This is a genomic window from Dietzia lutea, assembly GCF_003096075.1.
Taxonomy (GTDB): domain Bacteria; phylum Actinomycetota; class Actinomycetes; order Mycobacteriales; family Mycobacteriaceae; genus Dietzia; species Dietzia lutea.
On record NZ_CP015449.1, the window covers coordinates 3,285,218 to 3,298,751 of the forward strand.

Sequence of the window (13,534 nt, forward strand, 5' to 3'; positions counted from 1 at the left end):
CGCCCGTCCCAGGATCCCACACCGGGGACCCGGGGCGGCGGTCACGCCTCTGGATCCTGTCGACGTTCCTGCATCAGGCGGGCGATCAGTTCGGAGGCGGGGATCTTGCCGCCGGGGGCGGACCCGGGCTCGTCGTCGTACTCCGTGTCGTACACGGGCTCGTACTCGGACTCGGGCTCGGCCTGCGGCTCCGGCTCGGGGGCCGGCTCGGGCTCGGCCTGCGGGGCGCTCGTGTCCTCGGGCTCGCGGTCGAGCACGGCGACCGACGTGGCGGCCCCGGCCGGCGCGTGCGCCGCCCCGGCGCCCGCCTCACCGGAGTCCGTGGCGGCGGCGTCCGGGTCCGCCGACGGTCCCGCGACCGCGTTCCCGGCCGTTCCCGTGCGGTCGGCCTCGGCGGGCCGACCGGTGAGGAGCTCGGGCTCGTCGTCGATCTCCGCCTCGCCCAGGCCGATCCGCTCCTGGACCCGCTTCATCCACTTCGGCGCCCACCAGTTGTCGGTGCCGAGCATCTGCATGACCGCCGGCACCAGCAGCATGCGGATGACGGTGGCGTCGATGATGAGCGCGGCGATCATGCCGAACGCGATGTACTTCATCATCACGATCTCGGAGAAGGCGAATGCGCCCGTCACCACGATAAGGATGAGCGCCGCCGACGTGATGATCCGGCCGGTCTGCGCGACGCCGCTGCGGATCGCCACCGCGGTGCGCGCGCCGCGGGAGCGGGCCTCGACCATGCGCGAGACGAGGAACACCTCGTAGTCCGTGGACAGTCCGTAGATGATCGCCATGAGCAGCACCACGACCGGCGAGGTGAGCGGGCCCGGCGTGAAGCCGAGCAGCCCGGACAGGTGCCCGTCGACGAAGATCCACGTGAGGATGCCCAGCGTGGCGCCCAGGCCGAGCATGTTCATGATGGCCGCCTTGATCGGCAGCACCAAGGACCCGAACGCCAGGAACATCAGCAGCGTCGTGGCCACGAGGACGTACAGGACGAACCACGGCAGCCCGGCGATCAGGGCGTCGACCGAGTCCTTCTCCATCGCGGGGTTGCCGCCGACGAACACCTCGGTCCCGGCGGGGATCGGGAAGGACTGCAGGTACTCGACGGTCTCGGTGGCCGCGTTGCGGTCCTCCACGCCGGCCTGCAGCACCACGACCTCGCGGCCCTGCGAGTCCTGCTCACCCGAGCGGGCGAACTGGAACGGGCCGGTGAGCCCGGGCGCGGAGTTGGCGGCCGAACGGATCTGCGACAGCGTCGCACCGTCCGAGCCGAGGACCACGAGCTTGACCGGGTCGGTGCGGGTGCCCGGGAAGTTCTGGTCGTACTCCTCCTGCGCGACGCGCGTGGGGTTGTCGGGCGGCAGGTAGGTCTCGTTGATGCCGCCGAACTTCACGCCCGAGAACGGGATGATGAGCGCGACCAGCACCACGACGACCGGGATCGCCACGGCCACCGGGCGCTTCATGGAGAAGTCGGCGACACGGCCGAACAGGCCGTTCTCGACCTCCTCGCGGGTCCGGTGCCGCTGCATCCGCTTGATGCCGAGCGCGTCGACGCGGCGGCCGAGCAGCATGAGCACGGCCGGCAGCAGGGTGACCGAGAGCGCGGCGGCGAGGATCACCGCGGCGATCGCGCCGTAGGCGACGGACTTGAGGAAGTCCTGCGGGAAGACCAGCAGGCCCGACAGGGTCACGCCGACCATGACCGCCGAGAACACCACGGTCCGGCCGGCGGTGGCCACGGACCTGCGCACCGCGGCGTCCGGCGGATAGCCCTCGGCCATCTCCTCGCGGAACCGGCTCACCACGAACAGTCCGTAGTCGATCGCCAGGCCCAGACCGATGAGGGTGACGACGTTCTGTGCGAACGAGTTGACGGGCGTGACCAGCGACAGCAGGTGCAGGGCGCCGAGCGAGCCGAGGATCGTCAGCACACCCACCGCGACCGGCAGGAACGCGGCCACGACGCCGCCGAAGACCACGATGAGCAGGAGGAACACGAGCGGCAGCGCGATGAGTTCCGCACGCACGAGGTCGGCGTCCATCCCGTCCTGCAGGGCGCCGGCGACGGGCTGGAGGCCGGCGATGTCGGTCTCGATGCCCTCGACCGGGATCTGGTCCTCGATCGCCCGGAAGTTCTGGAGGATCTCCTCGGCCTCGCCGGCGATCTGGATGGAGGCCACCGCGATGCCGGCGTCACGGTTGACCAGGGCCGGCGACTGGTTGAACACGAAACTGGTCACACCGGTGACCTGGTCGGGGTTCTCGGTACGGATCGACTCCAGCGACTGCCGGATGGGCTCCTGGAACGCCGGGTCGTCGACCGACGTGCCCTCGGGGGCGTGGTAGGAGACCACGACGTCGCCGAGCGCGTCGCGCCCGTACGCCTCCTGCTCGAGCTGCTCGGCGGTCGCCCATCCGCTGTCGGGGTCCTCGAAGCCGCCCTGGCCGAACGGGTTGCCGAACGCGGAGCCGGCGAGGCTGAGGAACGCCATGACGAGCACGGAGCAGATCAGGACGAGGATGCGGCGGCGGGCGACGAACCGCCCGAGTGAGTTGAACACCGGGGAAGCTCCTAGCGCGAGGTGAGCAGTGCCGACAGCGGCCGCAGCGGCTGCAGCCAGGCACCCTCGTCGGGCAGGTTGTCGAGGCTGACGCGCGGCAGCGGCTCGCGGAACACCCCGGGGATGTCCTCGAGGTCGAGGAACGTGATGGTGTCGTGCTGGACGGCCCAGGTGGCGTGCTCGCGGAACCCGATCACGGCGACCGGGATGTCCTCGGCCAGCTCCTCGAGGGGCTCGCGGAACGCCTGCCCGTCGGCCGAGGCCACCACGACGCCGGCGAGTCGGCCGGACTCGGCGCGCCGGTCGATGTGCTCGAGCATGTCGTCGTCGACGTCGGAGTCGTCGCTGGTCTTGGGCTTGGCGAAGACGGCGAAGCCGACGTTGCGCAGCGCCTCGACCCACGGACGGACGTTGTCCGAGGTGCCGGGGACGATGTTGGTGAAGACGGTCGCCTCGGCCTCGAGGGCGTCCTGCGTCCGCACGGACAGGTCGGCGGTGTAGCCGAGCAGCCAGCGGCCGAGCGCGTCGAAGCGCGGGCGATACACGGCGGTCGGGCGGCCGCCGAGGATCGAGCCGAGGCCCATGTCGACGTTGGGCGCGTCCCACACGAGGAGCACCACCCCCGGTCCGTCGGGCGTGGCCACGTCCGTCGTGTCGTGGTTGCGCATCTCGTCTGGTGGGGTCATCGCGTCGTCCGCCTCGGTTCTCGTCGTTCGGGGGTCCTGGGGTGGGGCGTCAGTGCACCCGACGCCAGAGGAACTCGTTGATCACCCGTTCCTCCTGCAACCCCTTGCCCTCGAACTTCGTCACGGGTCTGTCCAGACTGAACGGTACGTGGCGGAGGTCCGTCGCGGGGTCCAGCCGTTCCAGCGCGGGCTCGGCGTCGCCGGTCTCGGCGATCCACTCGGCGTAGTCGGCGTGATCGGTGGCCACGTGAAGCACGCCGCCCGGTCGCAGTCGCGAGGCGATGAGCTGGAAGGTGCCGGACTGCAGGAGCCGCCGCTTGTGGTGGCGGGCCTTGGGCCACGGGTCGGGGAAGAACACGCGGACGCCGTCCAGGCCGGCCGGGGCGATCATGTTGGTGAGCACGTCCACGCCGTCGCCGCGGATCATGCGCACGTTCTCCAGGCCCTCGCGCAGGATCATGCCCAGCAGCTGGGCCAGTCCGGGCTGGTAGACCTCCACGGCGATGACGTCGATGTCCGGTTCGGCCGCGGCCATCGCGGCCGTCGACGTGCCGGTGCCGGAGCCGATCTCGACGATCAGCGGTGCGCGACGCCCGAAGAGCGCCTCGGGGTCGACGATCTCGTCGGAGACGTTGCGACCGTAGGTCGGCCAGTGCTCCTCCCAGTTGCGCTGCTGCCCGGGTCGCAGGGTGCCGCGGCGGAACCGGTAGGCGGTCACCCGGGGGAAGAGACGGGCACTGTCGTCCGGGGTGCCACCGGCCGCGTGTGCGGGGTTCTCGCTCTGGTTCACCCGGCCATCATCCCGTAATCAGTGGTCGGCACCGAATCCGGGCGTCGGGGCGCGAGGGGAAGGCCTTGCCGCTCGCAGGCCGTCAGGCCACGATGAGCGCGTGCCGACCGCGACCCCCGACACCGAGCCCCCGGCCCCGGTGCGCGCCCCCGATCCGGACCCCGCCGCGCGGGTCCGGCGCCTGGTGGCGTCCGCCCGGGAGCGGGACGGGGGCCGGGGCGTGACCGGTCCGGTGGAGGCCGCCGTCGCGCGTGTCGACGCGCCGGCCGACATCCGCATCCGCGGGGGCCTGGGCTCGGGTCGCCGCACGCTCGCCGCCGCGCTGCGTGTCCGCCGGGGGTGGCGCGCGCGCGTCGACGACCTGGACGTCGTCGCGGCGCCCGGCGCCGGGCCCGTCGCGCCGCCGGACGCGGAGATCGTGTGTCTGCGTACCGCCCCGTGCCGCCACGAGGAGGCGTGGATACGCCGCGCGCGCCGGCACCCGCTGCTGGTGGTGGCGACCGGGGTCGACGACGACGAGGACCCGCCGCACTGGGCCCGTGGGCTGCCCGCCGTGGACGCGCGCGAGCCCGAGCACCGGTCGGTCGACGGCGTCGTGTCCTTCCTCGACCTCGCCCTGCACGATCTGTCGGCGACCCGGGTGGCCCGTCTCGAGGCCGAGTTGGAGATGCTCGCGGTCCACGACGAGGTGGGCGACCTCGCCGAGGCCGCCCTGTGCGCCCTGGGCGCGGCCGCGCCCCCCGGATCGGCGTCGACGTGACGGCCGCTCCGGCCCCTCCCCGCGAGCTGACGATCGCGGTCCTGGGGGCCCGGGACTCCGCCGCCCCCGCCGTCGCCTCGGCGTTGTCCGCCGCAGCGGGCACAGCGTTGTCCGCCGCCGCGGGCCCGGCCGCCGACGCCGGCGCCCGGATCCGCGTGCTCGTCGACGCCTCACCCGAGGACCGGCCGGACGCGGCGGTCCTCGTCGTCGACGCCGTCTGCCCGGTGCGCCCCGACGATGTCGAGGTCGCGCGCGGCGTGGCCGCCCGCCTGCCGATGGCGGTGGCCGTGGCCGGGCGCGCCCGCACGTGCACGGCCGAGCGCCTCTCGGAGACGGTCGACGTCACCACGCGCCGCCTGGTCGACGCGGGCGTGACGTGCCCGGTCCACGTCGTCGACGAGGGCCACCCCGGCGCCCCCGCCGCGCTGCTGTCGTCGCTGCTCGCCGCGGTGCGCGCGGGCTCTGAACCCACCGCGCCCTCCAGCCCCGGACCGCGGCGCGCCGGGCCCGACCCGGCGACCGCCACCATCGACTGGCTCCTCGCCCGCCGCACCGAGGCCATCACCTCGCGCTCCCAGGCGCTGCGCCAGGACGTGCAGGCACTGCGCATGGAGGTGGTCCAGGACCTGCACCGGTCCGTGCGCGATCTCGGCGGCCGCGCCCGCGAGGAGCTCGCCGCCGCGCCGCGCTCCCGCGTCGACGCCCTCGTGCACCGCCTCGCCGCCGACGCCGACGCCGCCGTGGCCGCCACCGTCGCCCGTGCCGACCGCCGCGCCGACGCCCTCGTCGCCCGGCACCTCGGCTCGACCGCCCCGGCCGGACCGCGCATACCCGCGCCGACGAGCGGCCTCACGCCGGGCCGCCCGCCCCGCAACACCGGGGAGGAACTGCTCGTCATGATCACCGGTGCCGCCGGCGGCACCGGCGTGGGCAGGATGCTGCTGGCCCCGCTCGCCGAGGTCCCCGGCGCCGCGGCGCTCGTCATCCCCCTGGCGCTGCTGTGCGGCGTGGCGCTGGGATGGGTCACCGTCTCCGTGCGCCGGACGCAGGCGCTGCGCACCCACACCGTCGCCGCGGTGGTCGACAGGCTCGCAGCGCTGCGCGCCGAGACCGAACAGTCCCTCGGCTCGCGGATCCTCGCCGCCGAGGCCACCATCACCGACGGGTTCGCCCACGATCCCGGGCCCCGGGTCACCGACCTCGAACGGCGCATCCGCCGGATGCGTGCCGAGCAGGCCGCCCGGTCCCACACCACCGCAGGGAGCACGTCGCCATGACCGATCCACTCGCCGGCCCGGACCCGTTCGACCACCACACCGCGCCCGACGTCTGCGGCCTGGAGGGCGCGCCGCTGGCCGAGCCGTCGTCGCTGGGGCTGCACGTCCCCGTCGGTGACGAGGTCCTCGACCTGGGCTCCCCCGAGGCGGACCTCGACGGGGACGGCTTCATGGAGGCGGTCACGCGCGGCGACGACCGCGGCCTGACCGTGTACACGGACGTCGACGGCGACGGCACGGTCGACCACGTCTCGACCGTGCGCTTCGACGGCAGCTACGACTCGTGGCGGCTGGCCAACCCGGCCGAGGGAGTACCCTTCGGAGGCTTCACCAACGAGGCCGGCGACCCGGCCTCGCCACCCCCGCCGCCGGCGCGGTGGGAGCGCACCGACCACGGGCACATCTGAGGGATCCCTCACATCCGGGTGCGAACGGGGGCTCGGACGCGGCGATCCGCGCCGGTTGGCGATACCCTGTGACCAAGACCATGCACCACGCGCGAGGAGCAGTGATGACCACCACCACCATTCCCGGCCTCGAGGGTCAGGCACCAACCGATCACACCGAGATGCTCGCGTGGATCGCGGAGGTCGCCGAGCTCACCCAGCCGGACCGGGTCGTCTTCGCCGACGGCTCCGACGCGGAGTGGGATCGCCTCACCGCCGAGATGGTGGAGGCCGGGACCTTCGTCAAGCTGAACGAGGAGAAGAAGCCCAACTCGTTCCTGGCGCAGTCGGACCCCAAGGACGTCGCCCGCGTCGAGTCGCGCACGTTCATCTGCTCCGAGACCGCCGAGGGCGCCGGCCCGACGAACAACTGGCGCGACCCGGCCGAGATGCGCGCCCAGATGACCGACCTCTACCGCGGCTGCATGCGCGGGCGCACCATGTACGTGGTGCCCTACTGCATGGGCCCGCTGGACGCCGAGGACCCCAAGCTGGGCATCGAGCTCACCGACTCCGCGTACGTGGTCGTGTCCATGAAGATCATGACCCGCATGGGCTCCGCGGCCCTCGAGAAGATCGGTGCCGACGGCGCCTACGTCAAGGGCCTGCACTCGGTGGGCGCCCCGCTCGCCGAGGGCGAGAAGGACGTCCCCTGGCCGTGCAACGAGGAGAAGTACATCACCCACTTCCCGGAGCCCCGGGAGATCTGGTCCTTCGGCTCCGGCTACGGCGGCAACGCCCTGCTGGGCAAGAAGTGCTTCGCGCTGCGCATCGCCTCCGCCATGGCCCGCGACGAGGGCTGGATGGCCGAGCACATGCTCATCCTCAAGCTCATCTCCCCCACCGACGAGGTCCACTACATCGCGGCCGCCTTCCCGTCCGCGTGCGGCAAGACCAACCTCGCGATGATCCAGCCCACCATCGAGGGCTGGCGCGCCGAGGTGGTCGGTGACGACATCGCCTGGATGCGCTTCGGCGCCGACGGTCGCCTCTACGCCGTCAACCCCGAGTACGGCTTCTTCGGCGTGGCCCCCGGCACCAACTACTCGTCCAACCCCAACGCCATGAAGACGCTGGAGCCGGGCAACGCGATCTACACGAACGTCGCGCTGACCGACGACGGCGACGTGTGGTGGGAGGACCTCGAGGGCACGCCGGACCACCTCATCGACTGGCTGGGCAACGACTGGACCCCGACCGGCGACGGCAAGCCCGGCAACGCCGCGCACCCCAACTCGCGCTACTGCGTGCCGATCAACCAGTGCCCCGTCACCGCGCCCGAGTTCAACTCCCCGGAGGGTGTGCCGATCTCGGCCATCCTCTTCGGCGGCCGGCGCGCCGACACGGTCCCGCTGGTCAGCGAGGCGTACTCGTGGAACCACGGCGTGTACATCGGCGCGACCCTGTCCTCCGGGCAGACCGCCGCCGCCGAGGGCCAGGTCGGCGCGGTGCGTCGCGACCCGATGGCGATGCTGCCGTTCGTCGGCTACAACGTCGGCGAGTACTTCCAGCACTGGGTCGACATGGGCGCCCGCGGTGGCGACAAGATGCCCAAGATCTTCCTGGTCAACTGGTTCCGCAAGGGTGCCGACGGCCGCTTCCTGTGGCCGGGCTTCGGCGAGAACAGCCGCGTGCTCAAGTGGGTCATCGACCGCATCGAGGGTCGCGTCGAGGGTGATGAGACGGCCGCCGGCCTCACCGCCCGCGCCGCCGACATCGACATGACCGGACTCGACACCGCGATCGAGGACGTCGAGGCCGCCCTGGCCGTCGACCCCGAGGAGTGGCGTCGCGAGCTGCCGCTCATCACCGAGTGGCTCGAGTTCTGCGGCCCCAAGGTGCCCGCCGAGGTGCACGAGCAGTTCGCCGCCCTCAAGGAGCGCCTGGGCTGACACTCTCCCCACACGGTCGATAGCGGACGGGTCACACATTCTTTTTCCGGTGTGACCCGTCCGCTATTACTATGTGTTCGACGCTCTTCACAGTGGCGCCGACAATTGTCAAAGTGGACGGCTGAGTGGGGAGCACCGCGTTCCCGCGGGAGGAGAGGTATGAGAGCCACCGTCGTCGGACTCATCGCCCTCCCCGTGACGGCCGCGGGCCTGGTACTCGCCGTCACGGTCCTGGACTCCGGGAACGGAGAGGTCCCTCCCACCGCTGCCGAACGCACCGCCACCGCCTCTTCCGGCGGGACCTCCGGCACCGCGGGCGAGACCCGGGTCGCCGCCCCCGAGCCCGCCGGCACCGCCATCGAGGGCATCCGGCCCCACCTCACCGTGATCGACGGCCTGTCCGCCCTCCCCGTCCCGGCGCCGATCCCCTCGATCCTGTCGACACTGTCCGCGCAGCCGGCCGACCTCGCGCCCCTGCCGCCGCGGACCGACGGCCGTACCGAATCCGCGCGCTCGAGAGTTGGAGCGGCGGCCGGTGACGGCGCCCAGCGCGGCCAGATCCGCGACACCGTGGACCGCAGCGAGCCGCTCGGCTCGGCAGGCTCGGGCGAGGACGACGCCCTGACGGACGGCACGGATCCCCGCGCTCCCCGGCCGGACCAGGATCGTCCCGGCACGCCGTCGCCCATGGACGACGACCCGAGGGGCGAGGTGCCCACCGGCGACGGCGACGAGGACGTCGACCCCGCCGAGGGCACGCCTGCTCCGGACGGTGACGGCCCACCACCTCTGAGTGACCGGCCTCCGCAGTCGGGCCGACCGCCGCTCACCTCGCCCGGCCCGCCCGGTGGGGGCACGCCCCCGGCGGATCCCCCGCCCTACGACGTCGACGACCTCCCGACCCCGGACGCGGGCACCCCCGATCGTCCGGAGCACCCGTCCGACGGGGACGCGCCGGTCGTGATCGGGCCGGTGCTGGGCGCGCCGATCGTCGTGCCCACCCCGGACGTCCCTGTCGGGGACACCCCGGACGTCCCTCCTGGGGGCACCCCGGGCGCGGCGGCCCCCGCCGATGACGGCTCCGCACCGAGGTGAGCCCCGCTCTCCGGAGGTCACAACCGGCCCGCTGGTGGCATTCGGCGCGCCTGCGCATCACCGTCAGCATCACATTGGTCACCGCGGCCGTGTTCGCCGCGATGGTGGTCTTCATGATCCAGCTGCTCGACCTGAGCACGGAACGCGTCACCGACTCCCGGCTCAACCGCGAGGCGGCCGACTTCTCGACCTTCATGTCCGCCGGGATCCTCCCGTCGTTCGAGTCGGACGACCCCACCGTCGAGCAGCTCATCCGGGCGTACCTGGCGCAGCAGTACCCGTCCTCCGAGATCCTGCTCGTCGGCACCGCCAACGAGTCGGGAACCCAGTTCACCCTCTCCCGGTACGGACCGGACGAGGACCGGCTCTTCCCCCCGGCCATGCGCTCCCGGATCCAGCGGATCGGGCTGTCCTCGGCGGAGGACTCCGGGGTGATCGACGACGCGGTGCGCTGGCGCAAGGCCACCGTCGAGAGCCCGGCCGGACCGGCCAACATCGTGGTGGCGATCAACGACCGCGGCACGCAGGACGAGGCCCGTCGCGTCGGCGGCTTCCTGCGCTGGGCGGCCGCCGGGGGCATGGTCGTGAGCGCACTGCTCGCGTGGTGGATCGCCGGCCGGATGCTCGTCCCGGTGCGACGGATCCGCGAGGCCGCGGAGACCATCTCCGCGGCCGACCTGTCACGGCGCGTGCCCTCCGACGGGCCCGACGAGATCGTCTCGCTCGCCGACACCGTCAACGACATGCTCGAGCGGGTCGAGGACGCCTACCGCACGCAGCGGGAGTTCCTCGACGACGCCGGCCACGAGCTGCGGACACCGCTGACCGTGGTGCAGGGCAACCTCGACCTCATGCCCGAGGATCCGGAGGGGCGGGCGGAGACCACCCGACTCATGCAGGACGAACTGTCCCGGATGACCCGCATCGTCGAGGACCTGCTCACGCTCGCCCGCGCCGACCGCCCGGACTTCCTCCGCACCGCCGCGACCGACGTCACGGAGCTCGTGCTGGACGTCGAGGCCAAGATCGAGGTGGTGGCCGACCGGGACTGGCGGGTGCTGCCGTACGCCGAGGGCCTGGCCAGGCTGGACCAGCACCGGATCACCCAGGCCCTCATGCAGTTCTGCTCCAACGCGGTCCGGTTCACCGGGCCCGGGGACACCATCGAGATCGGGTGCCGGGTCATCGAGTCCGGCGACCCGACCATCGCGGCCGAGCTCGTGTCCGGGGCCGTCCCGGAGACCCAGAAGCGGGAGTCCTACCGTCGCCGGCTCCTGTGGTGGGTCCGCGACCGGGGACCGGGGATCCCGCCCGGCGAGGAGGAGAGCATCTTCGAGCGGTTCCACACCGCGCGCGGCCAGCTCCGTGACGGACGCGGCGGCACCGGCCTCGGGCTCGCGATCGTCTCGACGATCGCCAAGGCGCACGGCGGACGCGCGTTCGCGTTCAACGCCGCCGGGGGCGGCGCGACGTTCTGCATCGTCATCCCCTTCGTCGCGCCGCCGCCCGAGAAGGGTTCCGGCACTCCCGCCGGGACCGACCCGTCCGACGCGGGCGGCTCCGGCACCCGCTGAACCCGTCCGGTCTCCCGCCGAACCGCGGACACGGTCGCCCGCCAGCGTCCAGCAGCGCGGTACCCGTGCGATACTCCGAAGTCGGAGAAGGAGGGATGCATGACGAACGTTCTCGTCGTGGAGGATGATGACCTCATCCGCTCGGTCTTGGTCAAGGCACTCGGTGGTGCCGAGTACACCGCACTCGAGGCGGTGGACGGGGAGAGCGCGCGTGCCATCCTGTCGACCATCTCCGACATCGACCTGATGTTGCTCGACATCGGACTGCCGGACACCGACGGCCTAACGCTGCTGCGCGAGGCCCGCGACCGCGGGTTCGCCGCGCCCGTCATCATCCTCACGGCCCGCGACAGCGTCGCGAACACCGTCGAGGGGCTGGAATCCGGCGCCAACGACTACATGGTCAAGCCCTTCCGCGTCCCCGAGCTGCTCGCCCGCATCCGGCTGCGGCTGCGCGAGCACGAGGCGACCGAGGACCCGGGCATCCTCGAGCACGCCGGCATGCGCCTGGACATCCGTACCCGCCGCGTCGAGGTGGACGGCCGGATCCAGGAACTGACCAACCGCGAGTACTCGCTGCTCGAGATGCTCCTGCGCAACAAGGGCGAGACCATCAGCCGCGAGCAGCTCCTGGAGAGCGTCTGGGGCATGGACTTCGACCCGGGTTCCAACATCGTCAACGTCTACATCCGCTCCCTGCGCCGCAAGATCGGCGAGAACAAGGTGCAGACGGTGCGAGGGGTCGGCTACCGCGTGGAGTGAGCGCGCGGACCGGCCGACGCCGACCCGTCTGAACCGAGAGAAGACCCCCGGCCGCAGCCGGGGGTCTTGTCGTTCGCGGGGCGTCCCTCGCAGCGCGTACGCCGGGGCGTCCGCGGGCGTCAGTAGTCCGGTGCTCGCCGGATGAACAGAGAGCACACCACAGCCACCGTGGCGAGGACCCCGCCGACGACGAACGAGAGGTGGGCGCCGTCGAACAGCCCGTCAACGACGGCGGAGCCGGCGTCGGCCCGGCCGGCCGCGATGGTGCTCATGACGGTCACGAAGATCGTGACGCCGATCGCGCCGCCGAGCTGCTGGCCGGTGTTGAAGATGGCCGAGCCGTGGCTGTAGAACTTCAGCGGCATGTCGCTCAACGCGGCCGACAGCAGGCCGGTCATGAGCATGGCCAGCCCGATGGAGAAGATCGTGTGGAAGGCGACGATCCATCCGAGGTCGGTGCCGGGGTCGATGGTCGTGAACAGCCACTGGCCGAGGGCCAGCATGAGCGCGCCCGGGATGAGCACCGGCCGTGGGCCGTGGCGGTCGAAGACCCGTCCGAAGATCGGCCCGATCACCACCTGCACCAGGCCGCCGGGCAGCAGCATCATCCCGATGGTCAGGGTGCTCAACCCGCTGCCGTTCTGCAGGAGGATCGGCAACATCACCACGGTGCCGAGCAGGGTGCCCATGGCGATCATGATCATCGCGACGCTGAGCGAGAAGGTGCGGTTGGTGAACGGCCGCAGATTGAGCAACTCGCGACCCGTGCGGGCCAAGCGGAACTGACGCGTGAGAAACAGGCCCAGTGCCATGATGCCGACCGCGGCGCTGACCAGCGGGAGCGTGGGACCGTCGAGCACCTCACCGAAGATGGAGATCGCGTAGACCAGGCCGCCGAATGCGAGAGCCGACAGGATCACGGAGAGCACGTCGACGGGCACACTGCGGGTGGGCGTGGGGACCTTGATGAAGACGATGCCCAGGGTCAGGATCACGAGGGCGATCGGCAGCATCATGACGAAGATCCAGTGCCAGGACAGCGAGTTGACGATGACGCCTGAGACGGTGGGCCCGATCGCCGGACCCACGGAGATGACGATCGAGTTGAGGCCCATCACCATGCCGCGGTGCCGGAGCGGGACGAGCGTCAGGGTGGTGGTCATGAGCAGCGGCAGCACGATAGCTGTGCCGACCGCCTGGAGGATGCGGGCGGCGAGCAGCACGCCGAATGCCGGAGCCACGGCCGCCAGCACGGTTCCCACGAGGAAGCTGCCCAGGGCGAAGGCGAACAGACCGCGCAGAGGGAAGCGTTGGAGCAGGAAGCCGGTCGTGGGGATCACGATGGCCATGGTGAGCAGGAAGCCGGTGGTGAGCCACTGACCCGCGGCCGCTGACACCCCGTAGTCGTCCATGATCGACGGCAGTGCGACCGATAGCACGGTCTCGTTGAGGATCATGAGGAACGCGCCGAGCGCGAGGGCGCCGATGATCCCGGTGAGCTGCCCGCGGGACAGCCCCGCGGCCCCGGGCACCTCCGACCCGGGCCCGGCCGGCGCGGACCCGGTCGGCGCGGACCCGCTCGGCGTGGATCCGGTCGGCGTGGATCCGGTCGGCGGTGCGGACGTGCCATCGGCGGTACTGGTCATCGGGCCTACCTATCCTCTGGGGAACCGGACCGACGAATC

General features: G+C 72.0%; 11 protein-coding genes. 7 read left to right on the forward strand and 4 right to left on the reverse strand.

The features are described 5' to 3' along the window. Positions 1–41: 41 nt before the first annotated feature. The 3 genes from A6035_RS15040 to trmB are packed head-to-tail and all read right to left on the reverse strand — an operon-like array spanning position 42 to position 4,043. Positions 42–2,567, reverse strand: a complete 2,526-nt coding sequence (locus tag A6035_RS15040; RefSeq protein ID WP_108848594.1) for an MMPL family transporter — start codon at positions 2,565–2,567, stop codon at positions 42–44. 11 nt (positions 2,568–2,578) lie between these two features. Continuing rightward, positions 2,579–3,253: an NYN domain-containing protein gene (locus tag A6035_RS15045; RefSeq protein ID WP_082767749.1), complete on the reverse strand. Its 675-nt coding sequence runs from the start codon at positions 3,251–3,253 to the stop codon at positions 2,579–2,581. A gap of 49 nt (positions 3,254–3,302) precedes the next feature. After that, a complete protein-coding gene (gene trmB, locus A6035_RS15050) occupies positions 3,303–4,043 on the reverse strand; it encodes a tRNA (guanosine(46)-N7)-methyltransferase TrmB (protein WP_108848595.1) in 741 nt (246 codons plus the stop codon). 100 nt (positions 4,044–4,143) lie between these two features. Between trmB and A6035_RS15055 the strand changes: the two genes are divergently transcribed. The 7 genes from A6035_RS15055 (at position 4,144) to A6035_RS15085 (ending at position 11,849) form a co-directional block, all read left to right on the forward strand. Continuing rightward, positions 4,144–4,803, forward strand: coding sequence for a hypothetical protein (locus A6035_RS15055; protein WP_108848596.1), 660 nt, complete (start codon positions 4,144–4,146; stop codon positions 4,801–4,803). After that, positions 4,800–6,080, forward strand: a complete 1,281-nt coding sequence (locus A6035_RS15060; RefSeq protein ID WP_108849313.1) for a hypothetical protein — start codon at positions 4,800–4,802, stop codon at positions 6,078–6,080. Before A6035_RS15055 ends, A6035_RS15060 begins: the two co-directional genes overlap by 4 nt. Then, positions 6,077–6,487, forward strand: a complete 411-nt coding sequence (locus A6035_RS15065) for a DUF6802 family protein (RefSeq protein WP_108848597.1) — start codon at positions 6,077–6,079, stop codon at positions 6,485–6,487. The genes A6035_RS15060 and A6035_RS15065 overlap by 4 nt, the downstream gene beginning before the upstream one ends. A gap of 104 nt (positions 6,488–6,591) precedes the next feature. After that, positions 6,592–8,418 carry a phosphoenolpyruvate carboxykinase (GTP) gene (locus tag A6035_RS15070; RefSeq protein ID WP_108848598.1) on the forward strand — a complete coding sequence of 609 codons (1,827 nt, stop codon included), beginning with the start codon at positions 6,592–6,594 and terminating at the stop codon, positions 8,416–8,418. Between the two features lie 159 nt (positions 8,419–8,577). Then, positions 8,578–9,513: a hypothetical protein gene (locus A6035_RS15075; RefSeq protein WP_108848599.1), complete on the forward strand. Its 936-nt coding sequence runs from the start codon at positions 8,578–8,580 to the stop codon at positions 9,511–9,513. 74 nt (positions 9,514–9,587) lie between these two features. Continuing rightward, positions 9,588–11,087: a sensor histidine kinase gene (locus A6035_RS15080; protein ID WP_244192461.1), complete on the forward strand. Its 1,500-nt coding sequence runs from the start codon at positions 9,588–9,590 to the stop codon at positions 11,085–11,087. Between the two features lie 99 nt (positions 11,088–11,186). Further along, positions 11,187–11,849 (forward strand): response regulator transcription factor, encoded by a 663-nt coding sequence (locus A6035_RS15085; protein ID WP_007629456.1) that lies wholly within the window; start codon positions 11,187–11,189, stop codon positions 11,847–11,849. A gap of 119 nt (positions 11,850–11,968) precedes the next feature. Here A6035_RS15085 and A6035_RS15090 read toward each other — a convergent pair whose 3' ends face one another. Continuing rightward, a complete protein-coding gene (locus tag A6035_RS15090) occupies positions 11,969–13,495 on the reverse strand; it encodes an MDR family MFS transporter (RefSeq protein ID WP_108848601.1) in 1,527 nt (508 codons plus the stop codon). Positions 13,496–13,534 lie beyond the last annotated feature (39 nt).

Coding starts and splice junctions, on each gene's coding strand:
- A6035_RS15070 (WP_108848598.1), top strand. CDS start 6,592: ATGACCACCACCACCATTCCCGGCCTCGAGGGTCAGGCACCAACCGAT.
- A6035_RS15085 (WP_007629456.1), top strand. CDS start 11,187: ATGACGAACGTTCTCGTCGTGGAGGATGATGACCTCATCCGCTCGGTC.
- A6035_RS15065 (WP_108848597.1), top strand. CDS start 6,077: ATGACCGATCCACTCGCCGGCCCGGACCCGTTCGACCACCACACCGCG.
- A6035_RS15045 (WP_082767749.1), bottom strand. CDS start 3,253: ATGACCCCACCAGACGAGATGCGCAACCACGACACGACGGACGTGGCC.
- A6035_RS15075 (WP_108848599.1), top strand. CDS start 8,578: ATGAGAGCCACCGTCGTCGGACTCATCGCCCTCCCCGTGACGGCCGCG.
- A6035_RS15090 (WP_108848601.1), bottom strand. CDS start 13,495: ATGACCAGTACCGCCGATGGCACGTCCGCACCGCCGACCGGATCCACG.